Source organism: Pedobacter psychroterrae (assembly GCF_004331695.1).
Classification (GTDB): domain Bacteria; phylum Bacteroidota; class Bacteroidia; order Sphingobacteriales; family Sphingobacteriaceae; genus Pedobacter; species Pedobacter psychroterrae.
Window position 1 is genome coordinate 87,897 of the sequence record NZ_SJSL01000005.1, and the last position, 22,573, is coordinate 110,469.

General features: G+C 39.9%; 20 protein-coding genes. 12 read left to right on the forward strand and 8 right to left on the reverse strand.

Annotated elements, in window-relative coordinates; genetic code table 11:
- Positions 1 to 185: 185 nt before the first annotated feature.
- Positions 186 to 3,359 carry a TonB-dependent receptor gene (locus EZ437_RS16455; RefSeq protein WP_131597169.1) on the reverse strand — a complete coding sequence of 1,058 codons (3,174 nt, stop codon included), beginning with the start codon at positions 3,357 to 3,359 and terminating at the stop codon, positions 186 to 188.
- Between the two features lie 323 nt (positions 3,360 to 3,682).
- Here EZ437_RS16455 and lpdA point away from each other — a divergent pair, with 323 nt between their 5' ends.
- From lpdA to EZ437_RS16470, 3 genes are all read left to right on the forward strand, one after another.
- The gene (gene lpdA, locus EZ437_RS16460) at positions 3,683 to 5,071 is read left to right on the forward strand and encodes a dihydrolipoyl dehydrogenase (RefSeq protein WP_131597170.1); all 1,389 of its coding nucleotides are present in this window, start codon (positions 3,683 to 3,685) and stop codon (positions 5,069 to 5,071) included.
- A gap of 216 nt (positions 5,072 to 5,287) precedes the next feature.
- Complete coding sequence (locus tag EZ437_RS16465) at positions 5,288 to 6,127, forward strand: MBL fold metallo-hydrolase (RefSeq protein WP_131597171.1); 840 nt, start codon at positions 5,288 to 5,290, stop codon at positions 6,125 to 6,127.
- Positions 6,128 to 6,441: 314 nt separating this feature from the next.
- Positions 6,442 to 7,302: a sigma-70 family RNA polymerase sigma factor gene (locus tag EZ437_RS16470; RefSeq protein WP_037444054.1), complete on the forward strand. Its 861-nt coding sequence runs from the start codon at positions 6,442 to 6,444 to the stop codon at positions 7,300 to 7,302.
- A gap of 83 nt (positions 7,303 to 7,385) precedes the next feature.
- Here EZ437_RS16470 and EZ437_RS16475 read toward each other — a convergent pair whose 3' ends face one another.
- Positions 7,386 to 7,652 (reverse strand): hypothetical protein, encoded by a 267-nt coding sequence (locus EZ437_RS16475; protein WP_131597172.1) that lies wholly within the window; start codon positions 7,650 to 7,652, stop codon positions 7,386 to 7,388.
- Positions 7,653 to 7,797: 145 nt separating this feature from the next.
- On the opposite strand from EZ437_RS16475, the gene EZ437_RS16480 reads away from it, so the two are divergent.
- Complete coding sequence (locus EZ437_RS16480) at positions 7,798 to 8,736, forward strand: M20/M25/M40 family metallo-hydrolase (RefSeq protein ID WP_131597173.1); 939 nt, start codon at positions 7,798 to 7,800, stop codon at positions 8,734 to 8,736.
- Here the strand turns inward: EZ437_RS16480 and EZ437_RS16485 are convergent, their stop codons facing one another.
- The 4 genes from EZ437_RS16485 to EZ437_RS16500 are packed head-to-tail and all read right to left on the reverse strand — an operon-like array spanning position 8,737 to position 11,942.
- Positions 8,737 to 10,293, reverse strand: a complete 1,557-nt coding sequence (locus EZ437_RS16485; RefSeq protein WP_131597174.1) for a S41 family peptidase — start codon at positions 10,291 to 10,293, stop codon at positions 8,737 to 8,739.
- A 48-nt stretch (positions 10,294 to 10,341) separates the two neighbouring features.
- The gene (locus EZ437_RS16490) at positions 10,342 to 10,956 is read right to left on the reverse strand and encodes an HAD hydrolase-like protein (protein WP_131597175.1); all 615 of its coding nucleotides are present in this window, start codon (positions 10,954 to 10,956) and stop codon (positions 10,342 to 10,344) included.
- An 8-nt stretch (positions 10,957 to 10,964) separates the two neighbouring features.
- Positions 10,965 to 11,288, reverse strand: coding sequence for an ATP-grasp domain-containing protein (locus EZ437_RS16495; RefSeq protein WP_131597176.1), 324 nt, complete (start codon positions 11,286 to 11,288; stop codon positions 10,965 to 10,967).
- A 3-nt stretch (positions 11,289 to 11,291) separates the two neighbouring features.
- The gene (locus EZ437_RS16500) at positions 11,292 to 11,942 is read right to left on the reverse strand and encodes an ABC transporter ATP-binding protein (RefSeq protein ID WP_131597177.1); all 651 of its coding nucleotides are present in this window, start codon (positions 11,940 to 11,942) and stop codon (positions 11,292 to 11,294) included.
- Positions 11,943 to 12,024: 82 nt separating this feature from the next.
- On the opposite strand from EZ437_RS16500, the gene EZ437_RS16505 reads away from it, so the two are divergent.
- The 6 genes from EZ437_RS16505 (at position 12,025) to asnS (ending at position 18,257) form a co-directional block, all read left to right on the forward strand.
- Complete coding sequence (locus EZ437_RS16505) at positions 12,025 to 12,654, forward strand: hypothetical protein (protein ID WP_131597178.1); 630 nt, start codon at positions 12,025 to 12,027, stop codon at positions 12,652 to 12,654.
- Between the two features lie 22 nt (positions 12,655 to 12,676).
- On the forward strand, positions 12,677 to 12,973 hold the full coding sequence (locus tag EZ437_RS16510) for a winged helix-turn-helix domain-containing protein (RefSeq protein WP_131597179.1): 297 nt from the start codon (positions 12,677 to 12,679) through the stop codon (positions 12,971 to 12,973).
- Positions 12,974 to 13,024: 51 nt separating this feature from the next.
- Entirely contained in the window at positions 13,025 to 13,339 is a 315-nt protein-coding gene (locus tag EZ437_RS16515) for a hypothetical protein (protein ID WP_131597180.1), read from the forward strand.
- A gap of 12 nt (positions 13,340 to 13,351) precedes the next feature.
- On the forward strand, positions 13,352 to 14,962 hold the full coding sequence (locus EZ437_RS16520) for a DUF4153 domain-containing protein (RefSeq protein ID WP_131597181.1): 1,611 nt from the start codon (positions 13,352 to 13,354) through the stop codon (positions 14,960 to 14,962).
- Between the two features lie 77 nt (positions 14,963 to 15,039).
- A complete protein-coding gene (gene sucC, locus EZ437_RS16525; protein WP_131597182.1) occupies positions 15,040 to 16,230 on the forward strand; it encodes an ADP-forming succinate--CoA ligase subunit beta in 1,191 nt (396 codons plus the stop codon).
- Positions 16,231 to 16,808: 578 nt separating this feature from the next.
- Complete coding sequence (gene asnS, locus EZ437_RS16530; RefSeq protein WP_131597183.1) at positions 16,809 to 18,257, forward strand: asparagine--tRNA ligase; 1,449 nt, start codon at positions 16,809 to 16,811, stop codon at positions 18,255 to 18,257.
- Here asnS and EZ437_RS16535 read toward each other — a convergent pair.
- Positions 18,254 to 19,912: an FMN-binding glutamate synthase family protein gene (locus EZ437_RS16535; protein WP_131597184.1), complete on the reverse strand. Its 1,659-nt coding sequence runs from the start codon at positions 19,910 to 19,912 to the stop codon at positions 18,254 to 18,256. The two genes, asnS and EZ437_RS16535, sit on opposite strands and share 4 nt — an antisense overlap.
- A 77-nt stretch (positions 19,913 to 19,989) precedes the next feature.
- Between EZ437_RS16535 and EZ437_RS16540 the strand changes: the two genes are divergently transcribed.
- Entirely contained in the window at positions 19,990 to 20,610 is a 621-nt protein-coding gene (locus EZ437_RS16540; protein WP_131597185.1) for an L-threonylcarbamoyladenylate synthase, read from the forward strand.
- A 19-nt stretch (positions 20,611 to 20,629) separates the two neighbouring features.
- Positions 20,630 to 21,811 carry a Na+/H+ antiporter NhaA gene (nhaA, locus tag EZ437_RS16545; protein ID WP_131597186.1) on the forward strand — a complete coding sequence of 394 codons (1,182 nt, stop codon included), beginning with the start codon at positions 20,630 to 20,632 and terminating at the stop codon, positions 21,809 to 21,811.
- Here the strand turns inward: nhaA and trpA are convergent.
- The gene (trpA, locus tag EZ437_RS16550) at positions 21,801 to 22,568 is read right to left on the reverse strand and encodes a tryptophan synthase subunit alpha (protein ID WP_131597187.1); all 768 of its coding nucleotides are present in this window, start codon (positions 22,566 to 22,568) and stop codon (positions 21,801 to 21,803) included. The genes nhaA and trpA overlap by 11 nt on opposite strands.
- Positions 22,569 to 22,573: the final 5 nt, after the last annotated feature.

The following is a 22,573-nucleotide window of genomic DNA, read 5'->3' on the forward strand; positions in this document are numbered from 1 at the left end:
AAAGAAATCAACAACTATAGACCGAGTAGACGATTAAGCTCAAATTCGTTAACCGGGAAGGAATCAATATTGAGGTATTGAGTAGATCAGGATAGCCATGAAAATTAAGTAATAGGTATCTTGATAAATGTAATTAAAAAAGGAATGCGCCCCGTAGGCGCATTCCTTTTAAAAAAATTAATGGGTTAATTAAACAAATATCTGATTCCAAATTGACCAGACCATGCTGAACCGAATGGTGAAGTTTGGTATCCAACATTGGTAGAAGGTGCTCTAAATGTAAATCCAGCATTTGCAATATTTGCATTAGAAACATAGTTCACTAATGTCAAGGCTTGGTTGGTTACAGTATATTGTCTGCCCCAGCTCTTGTTGATCAGGTTACCTACGTTAAAAATATCAAATGTTAGTTGGATCCTGTTTTTAGTGCCTTTCACAATTGCACCCAAATCCTGAGAGATTCTTGCGTCAAACTGATGTTCGAATGGTGATTCTGCTCCATTACGCTCTGTGTACTGTCCTCTCCTTGAATTAAGATATTCGTCATTTTCAATGAAAGCATTTAAGGCAGTCCACTGATCTGCCGGTGAAACTATAATCGGCACTGCAGTAGTACCAATGTTTAAGTTAACCAATTTAATCTCAGCAGCTGTTCTTGGAACATACAATAAGTCGTTTCCAGTTGCGCCATCAGCATTGAAGTCACCATTATATAAATAAGTGAACCTTTGTCCCGATCGGCCTGCATAAAACAAACTAAAAGCTGTTGCATATGCTTTGCTTTTGCCATATTCTATTCTGTAGTTCAAGGCACCGATCACCCTGTGTCTGGTCAGGAAGTTAGATCTTGTCAACAAAGGATCGTTTGCATCGTTCACATGCTGTACAAATTCCCAGTTAGACACAGCTGTACTACTTGCACCGTCATTCACAGCTTTAGCTTCTGAATTGGTATAAGCAACCATCGCTGATACTCCATTACTGAAAGTTTTCTGCAACTGAGCTGTAAGGTTGTAAGTATATCCACGGCTGGTATTGCCCAACAAGATTACGTTGGTAAAGTTAGTTCCGTCAACTTTACCTGCAGTAGCGGTAGAATATAGTTTTCTGGTATCATTTCCATCTGAAAACAACGGATTTACTGTTGCGGTAGATGGCTTTACGTTGATATCCTTGTAAGTAATGTTATTCAGTGTTTTAGAGTAAATACCCTCTAACGTTCCGACTACACCATATGGCAACTTAACATCCACAGCTAAATTTGTCCTGAATACCTGAGGAATTTTGAAATCCTCCTCAAGTATGTTGATTTGTGCCCTGCTGATCAATGGACCTGCAGATTGCTGGTTATTTGGATCAGCAATAAAGCCCAAAGCAGGATTATTAGCTTTAGTTACGTCAACGGCGCCGAAAAGCATTCCGCTATTACTATACTGGTTAGACAACCATACGAAAGGCACGCGACCTGTGAAGATACCGGTACCACCTCTGAATTGTAATGATCTGTCGCCAAATACATCGTAGTTAAATCCTACTCTTGGTGAAATAAGCGGTGTGCTCTTCATAGTAACGTCGGTACGATACTGCGGGAAAGCAGCTACCACTTTAGGATTTGCAGGTGGAGCTTCACCGAATACCGGAAGGTCTACCCTTAAACCAGCAGTTAATTTAAAACCGGTGAATGCTTCGAACTCATCCTGAGCGTAAAAACCTAGCTGAGCAGCGCTGAATTCTGCTGAAGGACGCAAATCACCAGGGATAATAGAATAAGTAGCCCTTACCCTATTTGGCTTGTTTGCAATATAGTCCTCCACATTGTTATATTCCCAACGACCGTTATTATCGTTAATAAACAAGTTACGAAACTTGAAGAACTCATTGTGGGTACCAAGCGTAATTAAGTGCTTGCCCATATTGATCTTGAAGTTGTCAGTAAATTCAAAGATATCCTGATCTAATTCATTAGCCACAGAGCTTCTTTGAGCACCAAGTTCAACGCTGTTGGCACTTTTACCATCTATGTTGTTGATAGTAATCTGAGGAAACAATTTACCAGCAATTTCACGTGCATCCCTGATTCTGGAATAACCCAAGATCAGGTTGTTTGAATATTTATCGCTGATGTTTGTTCTAAGCTCCAATACCGTGTTGTTTTGTGTATTGGCAAATTGATAGGCATTATTACCAAATCTGAAGAAACTGCTGGATCTGGAAATGTTGTCATCAAATGCATTGATGTAATTATAACGGATCGTCAACTGATTTTTAGGGTTGATGTTCCAGTCCAATTTGGCAAATATCTTTTCATTTTCTGTTTTAACATCGGAAGCATTGTAAGAACCCACATCATAACCGTAAGTGGTTAGGGTGTGATCTGCGATCTGCTTAGCTGTAGCCAACGTGATGGCTGCACCATTTTCTCCTGCATTATTGAATAAAGGAGATTTGATCCGTTGGAATTCAGCATTTGCAAAGAAGAACAATTTGTTTTGGATAATTGGCCCGCCAATTCTAACACCATACTGATTGTTCATAAACTCCGTACTTTTTACATCAGTAAGGACGTTTTTACCAGTTGTATTCTCGTTTCTGCCAAAAAAGTAAACCGATCCTTCGAAATTATTCGTACCAGAACGGGTTACAGCATTGACACCACCACCTGTAAAGTTACCTTGACTTACATCGTAAGGAGCTAGAACGATTTGGATCTCCTGAATGGCATCCAATGAGATAGGCTGTGTGTTTGCCGGACCACCTGGTGTACCTGATGCACTTAATCCGAAAACGTCATTATTGATGGCACCATCTATTGTGATGTTGTTATAGCGGTTATTTGCACCACCGAAAGAGTTTCCGCTTGCTTGAGGAGTCAATCTGGTGAAATCCTGCAATGACCGGTTTAATGTAGGCAAACTTTCTAACTGCTGACGGCTAACATTGGTAGCTGCACCAGTTCTTTTACTGTTCATCGTTTGATCGCGCTGACCGGAAACTACAATCTCTGTAAGATTAGTTCCTTCATCACTTAAGTTAACATTTAAAGGAAAAGTCTCTCCTAGTTTAAGGAACACATTTTCAACTTTTTCCGGCTTAAATCCAACATAGCTTACTTCGATAGTATAGGGACCGCCTACACGCAAATTTGGTAAAGAGAATTTCCCCTGAACATCTGTCATGGCACTGTACACAGTACCTGTGGGTGTATGGGTAGCTTTTACACTCGACCCCGGCAAACCTGCCCGTGCGTCTTTAACGGTTCCCGAAATCGTTGATGTGGTCACTTGTGCCTTTGCGGCATTGATGAATCCAACAAAAACAAAGACTAAAACCATCATCTTGGATAGTAAAGATTTCTTCATGCTTTTTGTGTTTTGATTTGAAATGTAGTTAGTGTATGTATCGCTGCAAAAATAGGTATTTAAATAACCTCAGTTTTGATTTCAATGTTAAATAATTATTAAGAATAACCAATATTTTTCAACATTTAACAAAGGAGTTAATAATGTAACCAGCAGTTTATCAGTAATTTATTATGATTCTACATAATGACATTGAATTGAAAAAATACTTGTCATATTAATTATAGATATAAATGACGCTTCAAAAAAGCTAAACAAGGTTTTAACCAACATTTTTTTTATTTTTGGCATTTACTAACGTTAAATTTCCTTTAATTAAAGATATGAACTACGATGTAATTGTAATAGGCAGCGGTCCCGGTGGATACGTAGCTGCAATCAGGGCTTCTCAGTTAGGTTTGAAAACTGCAGTTGTAGAACGCGAATCATTGGGTGGTATCTGCCTTAACTGGGGCTGTATACCGACTAAAGCACTATTAAAAAGTGCGCAGGTTTTTGAATATATCAACCATGCTTCTGAATATGGCATTAAAACAGCTGAAGCTGAAGCAGATTTTGCAGCTGTTATAAAACGCAGTCGCGGTGTGGCAGACGGTATGAGCAAGGGTGTTCAGTTCTTAATGAAAAAGAACAAAATTGAGGTATTGATGGGTACCGGGAAAGTGAAACCGGGAAACAAAGTGGAAGTAAAAGGTGCAGATGGTGCACAAAAAGAATATACGGCAACTAGTATAATCGTTGCAACAGGCGGCAGGTCGAGAGAATTGCCAAATTTAAAACAAGACGGCAAGAAAGTGATCGGGTACAGACAGGCAATGGTATTGCCTGAACAACCAAAATCTATGGTGGTAGTAGGTTCCGGTGCGATAGGGGTAGAATTTGCTTATTTCTATGCTACACTGGGCACTAAAGTTACCGTGGTAGAGTTTATGGACAATGTAGTGCCTGTAGAGGATGAGGATATTTCTAAACAATTGTTGAGAAGCTTTAAAAAAGCAGGTATTGAGGTGATGACTTCTTCAAGTGTTGAGTCTGTAGATACTTCTGGTGCCGGCTGTAAAGTTCAGGTTAAGACTGCATCTGGTATGCAGACTTTGGAGTGCGACATTGTTCTTTCAGCTGCTGGCGTAGTAGCTAATATTGAAAACATCGGCCTGGAAGAGACAGGCATCAAAACTGAAAAAGGAAAAGTGGTAGTTGATGAGTTTTATAATACTTCCGTAAAGGGATATTATGCGATTGGTGATATCGTATCCGGACAGGCATTGGCCCACGTGGCCTCGGCAGAAGGAATTATCTGTGTGGAGAAAATAGCCGGTCACAAACCGGAGCCTTTGGATTATAACAATATTCCGGGATGTACTTATTGCAGCCCTGAGATTGCATCGGTTGGTTACACTGAAAAAGCAGCTAAAGCGGCAGGTTATGAATTGAAGATCGGTAAATTTCCTTTCTCAGCTTCAGGTAAAGCCAGTGCAGCCGGAGCTAAAGACGGTTTTGTGAAATTGATATTCGACGCTAAATACGGTGAGTTATTAGGCGCGCACATGATTGGTGCCAATGTAACTGAAATGATTGCTGAGATTGTTGTAGCCCGTAAACTGGAAACAACTGGCCATGAAATGATCAAATCTGTACATCCGCATCCTACAATGAGTGAAGCAATCATGGAAGCTGCCGCTGATGCGTATGGTGAAGTGATTCATTTATAAGGGACAAATTAAATGATCTGTTTTCGGGCGGCATTAATTCGATGAAAAATCGAAAGAACGCTATGCCCTCTCCCAGACATTGAATTTGCTGGTAGCAGATAGCATGTAATTTGTTGGTAGCAGAAAGCATAAAAAAGGTCGCGTGTGCGACCTTTTTTATTGCTGAATATTTCCATTTTATATACCTTGCTGTGATAAAGCTGTTAACTTTACCATATGAACTTACATACCATAAATACAGGCATGTTTAAACTGGATGGAGGGGCCATGTTTGGGGTTGTGCCAAAAACTATCTGGCAAAAGACTAATCCGGCGGATGCCAATAATCTTTGCACCTGGGCTATGCGCTGTCTGCTGATAGAAGATGGAGACCGGTTGATATTGATAGATAACGGCATCGGCGAAAAACAGGATGAAAAGTTTTTAGGGCACTATTACCTGCATGGAGATGACACACTCGACCGTTCACTTGCCGCAAAAGGATTCAGTAAGGAGGATATTACGGATGTATTTTTAACACACCTGCATTTTGATCATTGCGGGGGTTCTATAGTGCGCACAGGAGATAAACTCAGACCTGCCTTTAAAAATGCCTTTTACTGGAGCAACCAGAAACATTGGGACTGGGCTGTTAATCCAAATGACCGGGAAAAAGCCTCCTTTTTAAAAGAAAATATTCTGCCGATCCAGGAAAGCGGACAGTTGCGCTTCATAGAAGACAAAGATGGAGTACAGTTTCACGATGGTATCAACATTCGCTTTGCTTATGGGCATACAGATTCAATGATGCTGCCCCAAATACAGTATAAAGACAAGACTATCGTCTATATGGCAGATTTACTGCCTTCTACCGGGCACATTCCCCTACCTTATGTGATGGCATATGATATGTTTCCACTACAGACGCTGACAGAAAAAGGGTCATTTCTGCAGGAAGCAGCTGATAATGACTATATACTTTATCTGGAACATGATCCAATTAACGAATGTTGTACAGTAAAACACACAGAGAGGGGAATAAGGCTGAATGAGATCTTTGATCTAAATAGTATATAGCTGTACGAGATATTGTCGCAATTCCGGACAATGTGTATTATGTACACTATACAGCAAAATATTATTTTAGGCAATAGATGGATCATTTAGTATTTATAAACAGCATAATATCATCGAATTACGATAAAAATTTATCATTTATCCCAGGTTGATCTGCATACTGACAAAAGTACTTTGGAATAATTTTTGCTGTGAAAATGTTATATAAATAAACTTCGTAAAGTGTAACGTTTTCAGTAATTTATGTTTCTTAATTACCTTTAAATGCTTACTTTTGCACGTTCGAAACACATAAAGAGTACCAAAATATATAAATGAGACAACTCAAAATCACGCAATCGATTACCAATCGCGAAAGTCAATCATTAGACAAATACCTTCACGAGATTGGTAAAGTAGATTTAATCACAGCCGAAGAAGAAGTTATACTAGCCAGAAAAATAAGGGAGGGAGATCAGGCAGCACTTGAACGCTTGACTAAAACCAATCTGCGATTTGTGGTCTCTGTAGCAAAACAATACCAAAATCAAGGCTTAACATTAGGTGACTTGATTAATGAGGGTAACCTTGGATTGATTAAAGCTGCTAAGCGTTTTGACGAAACTAAGGGATTTAAGTTCATCTCTTATGCTGTTTGGTGGATCCGTCAGTCTATTTTACAGGCGATTGCTGAGCAAAGCCGTATTGTTCGTCTTCCATTAAACCAGGTTGGCTCTTTGAGCAAAATCAGTAAAGCTTTCTCTAAACTGGAACAGGAATTTGAACGTGAGCCTTCTCCTGAGGAACTGGCAGAGATTCTTGAGACTACAGTTGATAAAATATCTGATACGCTAAGCAATTCAGGCCGACACGTATCAATGGACGCTCCTTTTGTTCAGGGTGAGGAAAATACCTTGCTTGACGTACTTGAAAACCATGAGCCCAATACAGATAGCAGCCTGATCAATGAATCGCTTTCGGAAGAGATTAAAAGATCACTATCTACGCTCACTGAACGTGAACGTGAAATAATCGTTCTTTTCTTTGGATTAAGCACCAATCATCCATTGTCTCTTGAAGAGATCGGTGAGAAATTTAACCTGACACGCGAACGTGTCCGTCAGATTAAAGACAAGGCATTACAACGCCTGCGTCATACCTCAAGAAGTAAAATATTAAAATCATATTTAGGATAAGATATCCGGAAAAGCAGTCTCTCTAACGCAGCTGCAAATATTATCAAAATGGATTGAGTATTCACTCAATCCATTTTTTGTGATCAGAAGTCTATATCGATCAGGCTGTTTAATGGAATGTGTATCCCATTTTTCAACTGAAGATAACTTTCGGTAACAGACCAGACTGTTGTATTTACCGTTTTTGGTCCTTTATTAGTATTGAAGGTGATGTCAGCCTTGGACTTAAATTCATTTCCCAGTCGCTGGGCAGAGTTTAGTTTTCCTCTTAATTCTTCTGTATGATTTTGATCGGCTGGTATAATATCACTAACCGTGATTGATTCTTTTTCTATTAATTCCCCTAACATAGTGTACTGTATAATCTTTAACTAAATATGCATTTATTATATCAAAAAACCAATAAAACAAAAAAGAGTTACATAAAATCAACAGATAAGTTACAATATTTATAAGCTACCTTTAACTTTCAATTTATAAACAAGAATTAAAAAAATGAAATTATATTTATTGATCATTGCAACTGCTCTTTTAGGCTGTAGTTCGGCAAAAAAGACAGAAGCCCAACCAGCGAACCAGTTATTAAAGGATGTTGAAATACTTTCTTCTGATGCCTACCAGGGAAGAAAAACAGGAACCACAGGTGCTGAGATGGCCAGGAAATATATTGCTGGCAGATTTAGAGAACTCAATTTGGCTCCATTAAACAATATACCAGCCTATGAGCAGCCTTTTTCTTTTAAGAATGAAAAAGGGCAAGTGATCAATGGAATAAACATGATTGCTTCTGTAAAAGGAAAGAGTGACCATATCATAGTAATATCTGCCCACTACGACCACATTGGCATTATCAATAACGAGATTTACAATGGAGCTGATGACAATGCTTCAGGTGTAGCAGGACTGTTAAAGCTGGCTGCCTATTTTAAAAGCAACAAACCCAGTCATACCTTGATATTCGCAGCATTTGACGCCGAAGAAATGGGACTGCAGGGTGCCAAATATTTCGTTTCAAAACCACCTGTGCCCATTGAAAAGATAAAGTTGAACATTAACATGGATATGATCAGCCACAATGATAAAGGAGAACTATACGCATGCGGGACATTTAAATATCCGCAGCTAAAGCCATTCATCAACACTGCTAGTAAAAAGATAAAGGTTTTGCCAGGGCATGATGATCCGAAACTAGGGATTGATAACTGGACCGGTCAAAGCGACCATTCAGCATTTAATGACAAAGATATCCCCTTTATATATTTTGGCGTAGAAGATCATAAAGATTATCATAAAGCCTCTGACGAGTTTAAAAACATCAATCAGGACTTCTTGATAAATGCTGTCAGCGCAATTCAGGAAATTACTTCAAGGCTGGACAAGCAACTTTATATAAAAGCCGTGATCAACGAAAAAAAGATCATGAACAAGCAGTAACTATTTCCTGTTTTCTATCATGCCCACAAATTCGGGATTGGTCTTGTTGCCGCCAAGCTTCTTTAAGGCAACTCCGGTAGCACCTGCTTTAGCTTCAGCTGTTTTTGCTTTGCCTGTAACAGGTAAACCAGGAGCCAGGATATTCAATGCCTTGGCAGTAGAAGGATCAAGAGGATTTCCCCAGTCGTACATTTTTTGACTGCTGGTCAGTTCATCAGCCTCAACATCTACACCCATGCCATTATAATATCCCCCCTCACCCTTTGAATTTTTTGTTTCAAACATGGAGTAGTAAACGTCATACTTATTTTCTAAGGTAATAGGAAAGAATCCTACAGGCTTTCCATAGGTACGCTCACCAACCAGTTTCACAGTCATATGTGGCTTCAGGTTGTTGATCACCAGTTCACTTGCAGATGCAGTACTACCCGTTACAATGAATACTACATTTTTAACGCCTCCCACGGGACCCGATTTGCTGAATGTGGTCGTATTTGCCGTCACAGAATAATCCTCATCAAAATAAGATCCGACTACAACCCCGTTTGAGTTGACGTTTGGCTGGTTCTTTAAAATAGTAGCTTGTTTAGTCTGCATTGTAGTATTGTAATGTTCTGCAAACATCACCCCTGAAGTACCTGTAGGGGCAATCAGATTGGTCAGATGTACAGCAGTACTGATGTAACCACCACCGTTGTACCTTAGGTCTATAATAAGATCGGTCACTCCACTATTTGAAAAGTTTTGAAAAGCTGCATTTAAAGCGTTCATAGAATTCTCAAGGGATGAAAATCTAGCATAAGCCAGGTAACCGATCTTTTTAGTACCGGCAGTCAGCGTGCTGTTTTTATACACCGGAACGCTCGTATAAAGTGCTTTATTGAGCACCGTACTGAATGGAACATCAGATCTTGTGCCTGCCAAAGTAACTACCGTACCATCTATTGCGTTAGTGATATGATCTATCTGGTTATAGAAATTGGTGCCGTAACTCACACCATTTATTTGTGTGATCACGTCACCCCTTACAAAACCTGCTTGATCGGCAGGGGAATTGGGATACACAGCAGTTATCAATATTTTATAGTTGTTGGCCGAACCATAATATCCAAGCCTAACACCGATATCGTTGCCATTACCTTCCAAATCTACAGATGAGGTTCGGTGAGCAATGCTGGCCGTTGGGTTCTTGTCTGACTGGTCAAAAATGTACGAGTATTTTGTATCTTCAGCTTCTGCGTCATAATCCGGAGATGCTGATTCTTTGACTATATTAAAGAGGTTCTCATTATAGTTATCAAGATTTACCAGTTCCGCGTTGTATTTTCTTGGCTCAAATTCATCGTAAGTAGGCAGGGCTGCGTTCCAGTAATATACCTCTTTCGCATATAAAAAAAGTGAATCGTTTGTCAGTTCCCTTCTGTCGGTAGTTGGCGTCTGTTTAGTATTTGTAGGTACATCGACTATCTTCGGCTTCTTGTTGCAGGCACTAAATACAAGACTGCATGCAAATACAGCAAGAAAAGTATATTTTTTGATCTGAATTGTGTTTTCCATTCTTTAAGTCAGTCTATTATAGGTTTTTATAGGTAGGTATAAACGAAATTAAGTTAGCAATAGTTTATCAACATTCAAAAATTCAATTGAAGCATTCTCTGCACATTGTCTATCCACTTCATTGCTACCGATTATCAGCATCTTTTCCCGCTCAAGGTTATAGGTATCAATAATGGCTTCTACGCCCATTGGGGAAGGTTTTGCTGCTGTTTCAGCTGAGAAGAAAAGGGTAAGATACTGCTCCAGGCCATGCCACTCCATTTGTTTAATTTTGTTGAGTTGCATCAGTGGAAGACCGTCTGTAAAAATGAAAATCTGTTTGCGCTCCAAAACTATTGCCTTCAATAACCTCAATACCTCTTCAAAGATAAGTAATTTTAGCGGTAACCTTGCATTGCTCAATAGCAGCACAAAATTAATCCTGTACTTTTCCGGGATGTTAAACTGTTTGGTCGTTTTCTCATACAATTCAGCCTTTCCTTCGTTTAAAAATGTGATTTCTACATATTTGATAATTTCCGAAGCGCTGATCTGTTCGGCATATTCTATGAATTGGGCATACAGAAAATACACCTGCAACAAGTAGTCCTTTTCGGGATAAAGCACGTTATCCAATTCAAAAACAAAGGCTTCTTTTTTATCCAGATACTTTTCAAATGACATCGGGAAAATTATTTTAGGTGAATGATCTGATCTGTATCCGGCATCAATACTTTGATGTTAAACTCTTCAAACAGCACAGCTGATTTGGCTATCTCTTCCAGCTCAAAATGATGCAGCGGCAAAACGGCATCCACTACTTCATCAAGACAATGATTTAAAAGATTGTGCGCAATGATGTCATCGTTCCTTTCACCCAATGAAATGAAATGATAATGAGGGGTAACTATTGAGGGCATCTCTCCATAATCTGCAAGCACTACTTTATCATTTGCAAATGCTTTCAATAATTTCAAAGCAGAAGCAGATCTGCCGCCGGTAATCAGTATTTTCAAAACTTAAATAATTAAACCATCCTTCATTGTGACTACCCTATCGCTAATTTTTGCCAGGTCTTCATTGTGGGTCACGATCACAAAAGTCTGCTTAAAGTTGTCTCTCAGTGTTATAAAAAACTGGTGCAGGGAACTGGCATTTGCTGAGTCAAGGTTACCAGAAGGTTCATCAGCCAGGATAATGGCCGGTTTGTTTACCAATGCACGGGCCACTGCTACTCTTTGCTGCTCCCCACCCGACAACTGATTGGGCTTATGGTCCGCACGGTCTTTCAATCCTAAAAGATCCAAAAGCTCCATTGCCCTGTCTTCCGCTTCCTTTTTTGTCGACTTAGCGATAAAAGCGGGTATACAAATATTTTCTAAAGCTGTAAATTCGGGCAGCAGGTGATGAAACTGAAATACAAAACCAATATTTCTATTCCTGAAAACACTCAAAAATTCTCCTGAAAGCTTATTTACTGCAGTACCATTGAGTTCGACCGTACCTTCATCGGGCTTGTCTAATGTACCCAGGATGTGCAACAAAGTACTTTTTCCTGCCCCCGAGGCACCAATGATACTTACAATTTCCCCTTCCCCGACTTCAAAATCAACCCCCTTTAAAATAGGCAGATTTCCATAAGCTTTTTTTATACCTGTGGCTTTTAGCATAAATGCAAACTTACTAAAAAACAGAAAATAATTTGGAGGTTAAGAATTATAGTTTAACTTTGAAAAACAAAGTACTTTTAAAATGAATAAGCAAGACGAACAACTAAATGCATTGAACGACATCAGAAAGATGATGGACCGTTCATCAAGGTTTATTTCTTTAAGCGGACTATCTGGGGTGTTTGCAGGAATTACGGCTTTGGTTGGTGCTTATTTTGCAAATCAGGAAATAGTAAACTATGTGAACAGGGATCTTGAAACAGCATATTTTGACGCAGGTATAGAGTTTAACCTGATTAAGATAGGTCTTTTGGTGTTGATCATTGCACTTGTCGGTGGGGCATTGTTTACTTATCGCCAAAGCAAGAAAAAGAACCTGCCGATCTGGGACAAGACTGCAAAAAACCTGCTGATAAATCTCGCCATTCCATTGGCAACAGGGGGATTGTTTATCGCAGCTTTATTATATGTACATTCAAATGCCTATGGCCTTATAGCTCCCTCCTGCTTATTGTTTTACGGTCTAGCCCTGGTCAATGCCAGCAAATACACGTATACAGATATCCGCTTTCTGGGTTTTTGCGAGATTATTTTAGGATTAATTGCCATGTTTAACATCGGATACGGTCTTTATTTTTGGGCCGTCGGTTTTGGAATACTCCACATAATTTATGGTACGCTTATGTACTTTAAATACGAAAGAGCAAAATAAGCCAAAGAAAAAAAGCAAGCTGATGAAAAACCCAATAGGAGCCCTAAACAAGATATTTGACAGCCGTATACGACTGGGTGTGATGTCTGTGCTGATTGTAAACGACAGCATAAGCTTCAATGAACTGAAGCAGCTACTGGAACTGACAGATGGCAACCTTGCCTCCCATCTTAACACGCTGGAACAAGCAGATTACCTAACTGTCCAGAAAGTATTTATTGGAAAAAAAACAAATACTACCTATAAGATTACTGAATTAGGTAGACAGGCATTTAGAGCGCATTTAGATGCTTTAGAAAAAATGATAAAAGGAGTTTAATTTTTTTACATCATTACTTTGAAATACAAAGCACTTTATTGAACGAAATATATGGAAACAAATAACATCAATCGTCTGAGGATAGCCGGAAGGTTCTGCGCTAAATACTCGTTCATAATAGGATCCATCATAGCCCTCCTATTCTGCCTTACCGGTGCAGTGCTATTTCAAATAGTGGGCGTCGTATTTGCCATCGCCGCTGTAGGATTAAATCTACTGGTGTTTGCGCTCCTATTCATCAACATACTGATCTACCCACACCAATATATAGAGATTGGAAAAACGATGATCCTCATGCTGCTCAATATTCCAGTAGCAGTATTTTATCTCTGGCTAACCCAAGAATTTCAACACTTACCTCTTTAAATATATACGATCATGAAAAAACAAATCGATCTGCAATTACTGGCTGTCCTGATTGGCGGGGTAATTTTTAATTACCTGTTCTGGATGGAGGAACAGGCGCTCAACCTATTGCTTTATTCACTATTCATCATAGTTATTTTACTGCTGGACAAGGAAATGCCCAAAAGTAAAAAAATCCTGCTCATAGGTGGCTCACATCTGCTCGCTGCAATATTGGTGCTGATTAATCAATCTGACCTGACAATCATTTCCTGGTATATCAGTCTGGCCGTATTTATTGGCTTTGCTCATTTTCAATCCTTAAGAAGTATTTTCACAGCGTTGATTGGTACTTTTCTCCAAATAGTAACCGTGCCCGTCAACCTTTTCAGAAAACTGGTTGCAGGAAGGTATAGTAATGTCTCTTTTACCCCAATCCTGAAGCCCATAAAATACCTGGTTATTCCGATTATTGTACTCTTCCTCTTCAGTATATTATACAGCATAGCCAATCCTGTATTTGCAAAATACCTGGACAACATGATCACCGCTATAGAAAGTGCGCTGACCAGTTTCTTCAACTTCTTTTTCGACGAGTTGAGTTTTTTAAGGTTCATGCACTTCATTTTGGGCCTGCTGCTTGCTACTGCCATATTTATAGGCTTTAAGGATAAGGCGTTGGAAGGTGCAGAGGCATTATACACAGATAAACTATTGCGTCAAAGAAAGTCAAAAGGAGCATTCACAATCGGATATGAAATTATTGCGGTTTTCGCGGGCAATCTATTAAACCGGAAAATGGCTTTAAAGACGGAGAACATTATAGGCATCATCTCATTTACTGCGCTCAACCTGCTCTTATTGTTCTTAAACGCGATAGATATAAATACGCTTTGGACAGCAAAGACTACCGGCAGCAATCTTTCTTCTGAACTGCATGATGGCACCAATGCACTGATCATCAGCATCGTAATGGCCATGCTGGTTATTGTATACTTTTTTAGTGGCAACCTCAACTTCTATAGTAAAAACAAAATCCTTCGTCTCCTGGCATATATATGGATCATTCAAAATGCTTTTCTGGTGCTGTCAGTACTTCTTAGAGATTACAACTACATAGATGCATATGGTCTCACCTATAAACGGATCGGGGTAATGATCTTCCTCCTGCTCTGTACAATCGGCCTCGTTACAGTCTATCTTAAGGTCGCCCAACAAAAAACGCTGTTCTACCTCATCAGGATCAATAGTTTTATCTGGTATATATTGTTGCTTACCTTCGGTATGGTAAACTGGGACGTTTTCATTGTTGGCTATAACATCAATAACAGGGGTAGCATTGCATTGGATTTAGATCATTTGACAAGCTTATCAGACAAAACACTGCCCCTACTGCACAAAAACAAGACATTGCTTCTGTCGTACTTATCCACATCCAAATATGCAGATAGCATTATACAAGGAAAATCTCCTGATACAATAATGTCCAGGGCTCAATCTGCAGCCGATCAGGTGCAAGCTTTTGAAAGCGATCTCAAGTCCAGGATCATTGAGTTTAAGCAAACCTATGCAAACGCTTCCTGGCTGTCCTGGAATTATCGCGACTGGCAGACACACCAATATTTAATCATGCAACATTTATAGTATTTATCAAAATTCGGCCTGTTCTCATTTGCTATAAAGCTTTTGAAAGTGTAGATTTGAACAAATTTTTTCAGCGAATGAATATCCACGAATATCAAGGTAAAGAAATACTTAAAAGTTTTGGAGTAGCCGTACAGGAAGGTATAGTTGCCGACACGGTTGAGCAGGCTGTAGAAGCTGCTAAAAAAATGAAAAGTGATTACAACTCTGACTGGGTTGTAATAAAAGCTCAAATCCATGCAGGCGGAAGAGGTAAAGGCGGCGGTGTAAAACTTGCCAAAAACCTTGATGAGGTTAAAGAAAGAGCAACAGCCATTTTAGGCATGCAGTTGGTGACTCCTCAAACTGGTCCTGAAGGTAAAAAGGTAAACAAGATTTTAGTAGCCCAGGATGTTTACTATCCGGGTGCTTCTGAAACCAAAGAGTTTTATGTGAGTGTTCTTTTAAACCGAGCAAGTGGCAGAAATATCATTATGTATTCTACCGAAGGTGGAATGGATATTGAAGAAGTTGCTGAGCATACGCCTCATTTAATCTTCAAAGAAGAAATTGACCCTAAGGTTGGTCTGCAAGGATTTCAGGCACGCAAAATTGCTTTTAACCTGGGTTTAAGCGGTGGTGCCCATAAAGAAATGGTAAAGTTTGTTACCGCACTTTATAAAGCGTATGACAGTACTGATTCTGCTATGTTTGAAATCAATCCTGTATTAAAAACCTCTGACGATAAGATCATTGCAGTTGACGCTAAGGTAGATCTTGATGAGAATGCATTGTTCCGTCATCCTGATTATGCTGCGATGCGTGATAAACTAGAAGAAGATCCTACTGATGTAGAAGCAAGTGAGTCTAACCTAAACTATGTAAAACTAGACGGAAACGTGGGTTGCATGGTAAATGGTGCTGGTTTAGCAATGGCTACTATGGACATCATTAAGATTGCAGGTGGCGAGCCGGCTAACTTCCTCGACGTAGGTGGTACTGCTAACGCGCAAACTGTAAAGGCTGGTTTTAACATCATCCTTAAAGATCCAAACGTAAAAGCGATCCTAATAAATATCTTTGGTGGTATCGTTCGTTGTGACCGTGTAGCACAAGGCGTAATTGATGCCTATAAGGAAATTGGAGATGTTCCGGTTCCGATCATCTGTCGCCTGCAAGGCACGAATGCTGTTGAAGCAAAGCAGCTGATTGACGATTCAGGATTAAAAGTATTTTCAGCGATTGCACTAAAAGATGCTGCAAAATTAGTTACCGAAGTTTTAGCATAATTCTAAGGAATTTCATAGTTAAAAAGCTGCCCCCAACAGGGCGGCTTTTTTGTTGCACCCAAGTTTTATCAGAACAGATTTATTTATAAATAAGAAGAGGCCTACAACTATCCAATTGTAGGCCTCTCTAACCAAATATAAATTAAACGAGCATTACAAATATAGAGTTTATTTTTAAAAATCACTATTATTTTCAATAAAAATTAAAAATAATTAGCAATAAACTGATTAACAGCAATTAAAAACACATAAAAATCAATTTTAATGGATAAAAAACACAAAAAACATCAAATATTTAACAAAAATTGATGTTAAAAACCAAGAATAATATCAATAAATCAAAATTTATAGATGTTTTACAACACAAAAACCTTAAATAATAATTTTAAAACTGAAAAAATAGATTTTACTCAGCATAAAATCCGAATAATACTATAATTTCAATTAAAAAAACAAAGAAATGCATCAAATCTCATTTATTCAATCTCAACATTTTCAAATGATAAAATGGTAATTTGTTGTTGAAGTTCCTTATTCTCCTGAAATTCCTTATTTTTGACGCTCTTCAAAAGAAAGCTATGATCAAGAGAGAAAAAGTAAAAAGTTTATTAGAGAAAAACGAGTTTAACAGAGCGGTAACAGTGATGGGTTGGGTGCGTACTTTTCGCAACAATCAATTTATTGCAATAAATGATGGTTCTTGTATGGGAAACATCCAGATCGTTGTCGACTTTAATAATACTCCTGAAGAGCTATTAAAACGCATTACTACAGGTGCCGCTATTGCTGTGACCGGAACAATAGTAGAATCTCTTGGAAAAGGACAAAAGGTAGATATAAAGGCTGAATCCATTGAAATACTCGGCGATAGTGATCCTGAAAAATTCCCTTTGCAGCCTAAGAAACACAGTTTAGAATTTTTAAGGGAAATAGCACACCTGCGTTTCCGCACAAATACTTTTAATGCAATATTTAAAGTACGGCATGCTTTGGCCTTTGCAGTACACCAATTCTATAATGAAAGAGGCTTCGTTTACATGCATACACCGATCATTACTGCATCAGACGCAGAAGGTGCAGGAGAAATGTTTAGGGTAACCACATTAGACCCAGAAAATCCACCGCGCACCGAAGATGGCAAAGTAGATTTCTCTGAAGACTTTTTTGCTAAAGCGACCAATCTTACTGTTTCAGGCCAATTGGAAGGTGAACTTGCTGCAATGGCATTCGGACAGATCTATACATTTGGCCCTACCTTTAGGGCAGAAAATTCCAACACTACCCGTCACCTTGCCGAGTTTTGGATGATCGAGCCTGAAGTGGCATTTGCGGACCTGGAAGATAACATGGTACTTGCAGAAGACATGCTCAAGTATCTAATTGATTATGCGCTAAAAAACTGCAAAGAAGAACTGGAGTTCTTAAACAGCCGCCTGCTGGAAGAAGAGAAATCAAAGCCACAAAATGAGCGCTCTGAGCTTTCACTGATAGATAAACTAAACTTCTGCTTAACCAATGATTTTCAGCGTCTCACCTATACCGAGGCAATTGCTATCCTGAAATCCTCTAAGCCTAACCAGAAAAAACAATTTAAATACCTGATTGACGAATGGGGTGCTGACCTCCAATCGGAGCATGAGCGTTTTCTTGTAGAGAAACACTTTAAAAAGCCGGTGATCCTTATCGATTATCCAGCCGATATCAAATCGTTCTATATGCGCCAGAATGAACCTGATGCGCAAGGCAGAAAAACTGTAGCCGCCATGGATATCCTGTTTCCCGGTATCGGTGAGATCATCGGCGGCTCACAAAGAGAAGAACGCCTGGATAAGCTGACCCAAAGAATGGAAGACCTGAATATTCCACAGGAGGAACTATGGTGGTTCCTTGATACCAGACGATTTGGCTCGGCCCCTCACTCCGGATTCGGACTGGGCTTTGAACGTATGGTACTCTTTGTAACTGGCATGACCAATATCAGGGACGTAATCGCCTTCCCTCGTTTCCCGCGAAACGCAGAGTTTTAATTTTGAGCTTTCGAAGTATCACTGTATGAATTTGCCTGTGCATAATCTACCAGTGATACTTTATAATCTGTAGGCACAAAGCTTGCCGATGTACTGAGCGCCATTCCGAGTTCAAACCTCAATGGATAAGGAGTCTGCAACAAACTTCCTTCCGGCACATAAGGAAAACTCTCCATATAGGACTGAATCGTATTTTGCGCCACCCTTCTGTTAATGTATGCTCGCGTCAGCTGGTGCGGGTAGTGCAGACCAGCTGCCCCCAGCAGTTCGACAGCACTGGCAACCGTAAGTCTGTGAAAATTAAAAACCCGCACGGTCTTATCCTCTACCACCAAACCCTTCATTAAACTGGCATCCTGCGTAGCCACTCCCGTCGGACAAGTATTACTATTACATTCCAGTGCCTGTATACATCCTAATGCAAACATCATTCCCCTGGCAGAATTACAAAGGTCCGCACCCAATGCAATATTCTTTACCAGATCAAAGCCTGAAGCAATTTTTCCTGAGGAAATAATCTTAATATGCTTCTTTAAGTCAAAACCTGTAAGCACATCATAAACAAAGGCGATGCCTTCTCTTAAAGGCATACCAACGGCATTGGAAAACTCCTGCGGTGATGCTCCCGTCCCCCCTTCTCCTCCATCTACGGTAATAAAATCTACATAGGTCTTTGTTTCTGCCATCGCTTTGCATATGGCAAAGAATTCACTTTTTCTGCCTATACATAGTTTTATCCCGACGGGCTTGCCTCCCGACAGGTCCCGCAGCTTCTTTACAAAAGACATCATTTCCAAAGGTGTACTGAAGGCAGCATGTGCAGGTGGCGAAATCACGTCATAACCTTCTTTTACCAATCTGATCCTCGCTATCTCTGGAGTAACCTTACGGGCAGGCAGAATACCTCCATGTCCGGGTTTCGCCCCCTGTGATAATTTGATCTCGATCATTTTTACCTGATCTGATTTAGATTTTTCGGCAAACGCTTCGTCATTGAATGAACCATCGTGATGCCTGCAACCAAAATAACCTGTTCCAATCTGCCAGATCAGATCTCCACCCGGATTTCTATGATAATCGCTAATGCCGCCTTCGCCAGTATTATGTGCAAAGTTGCCCATTTTTGCTCCGCCATTTAAAGCAAGTATCGCATTCTGACTAAGAGAGCCAAAGCTCATGGCCGATATATTATAAATACTTGCAGCATATGGCTGGACACAATCCGGACCACCAATAAGTACCCTTGGACTTTCGTCCAGCTCATGGTGGCTGATCGCAGAAATACTGTGACTGAGCCATTCGTACCCATTTTCATATACATCCAGTTGTGTACCAAAGGGAATGGTATCATTTTCCATTTTTGCGCGCTGATAGATCAGCGAACGGCTTAACCTGCTAAATGGCTTCCCATTGGTATCGCTCTCTACAAAATACTGGTAAACTTTAGGCCGGAGATCTTCCATAAAATACCTCAGACGGCCTACAACCGGATAATTTCTAACTATACTGTGTTTGGGCTGATATAAATCATAAATACCCAACAAAACAACCGGACCGGTAAAAATAAACAACCACCACAGAGGAGGATAGGTAAGGCCCAACATGATGGTAAGCGCTACTAAAAATGCTGCGATTGCGACAAATGCTTTTCTCATACCCGTTAATTTAATAAAAAATACGCCATTTCAAGCAATTTTAACGCATTTGGACCTAATAATTGTTAAATTTACATATGCTTGTCAAAATCTATCCTGAAAATCCAAATCCTAAGGCAATCGAACAGATTGTTGAAGTCTTGAAAAAGGGCGGGATAATCATATACCCCACTGACACCGTCTACGGAATGGGCTGCGACATCACCAATCAGCGAGCCATAGAAAAGATTTGCCGCCTGCGGGGAATTAAGCCAGAAAAGGCAAATTTCTCTTTTATCTGTTCTGATCTCAGGCATATTTCCGACTACATTAAGCCCATAGACACTACGGTTTTCAGGTTGTTGAAAAAGGCGCTGCCCGGGCCATTTACTTTTATTCTGAATGCCAACAACAATGTACCCAAACTACTCAGCTCCAATAAGAAAACTGTCGGCATCCGGGTACCGGACAACAACATTGCCAGGGAAATTGTACTGCAACTGGGGAACCCCATCTTATCTACCTCCATCCATGATGATGACGAAGTAATCGAATATTCTACCGATCCGGATCTGATCCATGAAAAATATGAAGACAAGGTAGACATGGTCATTGACGGAGGATATGGAGACAATGAACCTTCAACAGTCGTAGATTGTACCTCAGGTGATTTTGAAGTAATCAGACAGGGAAAAGGCGTACTGGAAGATTTCTTGTAGTTTTATATATCTTTACCGAATGGCAAAACTTATCAATCTGCGATCCTTTAAAGAATTTTTTCGTTCAGGTCAAATAGGTGGCGTATTGCTAATGACCTGCGTTGCCATTTCTCTATTTATTGCCAATTCTGGCTTTAAAGACGGGTTCGCTAATTTTCTGGTTACCGATTTTGGATTTACTTTTGGGGACAGCACTTTCGCTTTTACCATTTCCGCCTGGATAAATGACGCATTGATGGCGGTATTCTTTTTACTGGTGGGCCTTGAGATCAAAAGAGAACTTGTTGAGGGAGAATTGTCCTCTGCTAAAAAAGCAGCATTACCTGTGATAGCCGCTTTAGGAGGAATGCTGGTGCCAGCCTTTATCTACTTTATTTTTAATATAGGCAGTGCTACAGCATCCGGCTGGGGCATACCTATGGCTACAGATATTGCATTTGCCCTAGCCATCATATCTATGCTGGGTAAAAGTGTACCCGCTTCTTTAAAAATATTCCTGGCTGCGCTTGCTATAGTAGATGACCTGGGTGCCATCCTGGTTATTGCGGTATTTTATACCAGTGAAGTCCATTTTAATTACCTGCTCATGGCGGGCGGTATTGTTGCTTTACTGCTGATGTTCAACTTTTTCAACGTAAAGCAACTTTATTTTTACCTGGTTCCCGGGGTATTCCTTTGGTATTTTATTCATCACTCAGGCATCCATGCTACCATTGCCGGAGTACTACTTGCCCTAACCATTCCTACCAACACCACTAATACGGAATCTCCTTTGGAAAAACTGGAGCATTTGTTAAATGGCCCGGTCAACTATTTTATTATGCCCGTCTTTGCTTTGGCAAATACCAATATTACCTTTCAAAAAGAAATGCTTGGCGGCCTCCTCTCTCCTTTGGGAACAGGTATCATTCTAGGGTTATTTGCCGGTAAAACAATCGGGGTCACATTGTTTTCATGGCTGGCAGTTAAGCTTAAGTTTGGCAGTTTACCTTCCCGATCAGGATGGAAGCACATCATAGGTTTAGGCATGCTGGCAGGAATCGGCTTTACGATGTCGATATTCATCTCTCTGCTTTCTTTCAGTGATGAAATGCATGTAACCGAAGCGAAATTTGCCATTCTTTGTGCATCGGTTATTTCAGGATTGGCAGGTTTTATTTATCTGAAATCTATAAAAAAGAATAAGCCGGTTAAGGCTTAAACTTTTGCATAAAGGCTTTCACACTTCCTTTCAGGTCAGCTGCATCGAGGCTTTTCACAAAAGCGCTGCCTATAATAGCTCCATTTGCATAACTACAGGCTTTGTCAAATGTTTCTTTACTGCTGATACCAAAGCCGATCATGGTAGGATTTTTCAATTTCAGTTCTGAGATTCTTGAAAAATAGGCAGCAGTATTGTCTGATACCTGCAGGTTCTGACCTGTAGTAGCTGAGGAAGACAACAAATAAATAAACCCGTTGCTTAGTCCGTCTATTTTCTGAATACGCTCTGGCGAAGTTTGTGGAGTGATCAGGAAGATGTTACTCAGTCCATTTTCCTTAAATATGGGTGCGTATAGCTCCTCATACTCCGTCATGGGCAAATCAGGCACAATACAGCCATCCACTCCTACTTCAGCACAGGCCTTACAGAAATTCTCCACACCAAACTGCAGCACGGGATTTACATAGCCCATTAACAGTACAGGAATACTAACTTTAGCACGAAGCCCTTTCAAGTGCTCAAATAACAATTTTAGGTCCATCCCATTGTCAAGCGCTTGCTTGCTGCTGGCCTGAATAATTGGTCCGTCCGCTACCGGGTCTGAATAAGGAAAGCCTATCTCTAATAGATCTGCTCCTGATTCTTCTAATGCTTCTGCTATGGCAACAGTATCGCCTAAGGAAGGATAACCTGCTGTATAATAAATTGATAATATATTTCTCTTTGTTTCAAAGAGGTTTTGTAAACGGTTCATATGGT

Coding starts and splice junctions, on each gene's coding strand:
- EZ437_RS16520 (WP_131597181.1), top strand. CDS start 13,352: ATGAAAAAACAAATCGATCTGCAATTACTGGCTGTCCTGATTGGCGGG.
- EZ437_RS16470 (WP_037444054.1), top strand. CDS start 6,442: ATGAGACAACTCAAAATCACGCAATCGATTACCAATCGCGAAAGTCAA.
- EZ437_RS16515 (WP_131597180.1), top strand. CDS start 13,025: ATGGAAACAAATAACATCAATCGTCTGAGGATAGCCGGAAGGTTCTGC.
- EZ437_RS16465 (WP_131597171.1), top strand. CDS start 5,288: ATGAACTTACATACCATAAATACAGGCATGTTTAAACTGGATGGAGGG.
- EZ437_RS16490 (WP_131597175.1), bottom strand. CDS start 10,956: ATGTCATTTGAAAAGTATCTGGATAAAAAAGAAGCCTTTGTTTTTGAA.
- EZ437_RS16540 (WP_131597185.1), top strand. CDS start 19,990: ATGCTTGTCAAAATCTATCCTGAAAATCCAAATCCTAAGGCAATCGAA.
- lpdA (WP_131597170.1), top strand. CDS start 3,683: ATGAACTACGATGTAATTGTAATAGGCAGCGGTCCCGGTGGATACGTA.
- trpA (WP_131597187.1), bottom strand. CDS start 22,568: ATGAACCGTTTACAAAACCTCTTTGAAACAAAGAGAAATATATTATCA.
- EZ437_RS16510 (WP_131597179.1), top strand. CDS start 12,677: ATGAAAAACCCAATAGGAGCCCTAAACAAGATATTTGACAGCCGTATA.
- EZ437_RS16485 (WP_131597174.1), bottom strand. CDS start 10,293: ATGGAAAACACAATTCAGATCAAAAAATATACTTTTCTTGCTGTATTT.
- EZ437_RS16505 (WP_131597178.1), top strand. CDS start 12,025: ATGAATAAGCAAGACGAACAACTAAATGCATTGAACGACATCAGAAAG.
- EZ437_RS16500 (WP_131597177.1), bottom strand. CDS start 11,942: ATGCTAAAAGCCACAGGTATAAAAAAAGCTTATGGAAATCTGCCTATT.
- sucC (WP_131597182.1), top strand. CDS start 15,040: ATGAATATCCACGAATATCAAGGTAAAGAAATACTTAAAAGTTTTGGA.
- EZ437_RS16455 (WP_131597169.1), bottom strand. CDS start 3,359: ATGAAGAAATCTTTACTATCCAAGATGATGGTTTTAGTCTTTGTTTTT.
- nhaA (WP_131597186.1), top strand. CDS start 20,630: ATGGCAAAACTTATCAATCTGCGATCCTTTAAAGAATTTTTTCGTTCA.
- EZ437_RS16475 (WP_131597172.1), bottom strand. CDS start 7,652: ATGTTAGGGGAATTAATAGAAAAAGAATCAATCACGGTTAGTGATATT.
- EZ437_RS16480 (WP_131597173.1), top strand. CDS start 7,798: ATGAAATTATATTTATTGATCATTGCAACTGCTCTTTTAGGCTGTAGT.
- EZ437_RS16535 (WP_131597184.1), bottom strand. CDS start 19,912: ATGAGAAAAGCATTTGTCGCAATCGCAGCATTTTTAGTAGCGCTTACC.
- asnS (WP_131597183.1), top strand. CDS start 16,809: ATGATCAAGAGAGAAAAAGTAAAAAGTTTATTAGAGAAAAACGAGTTT.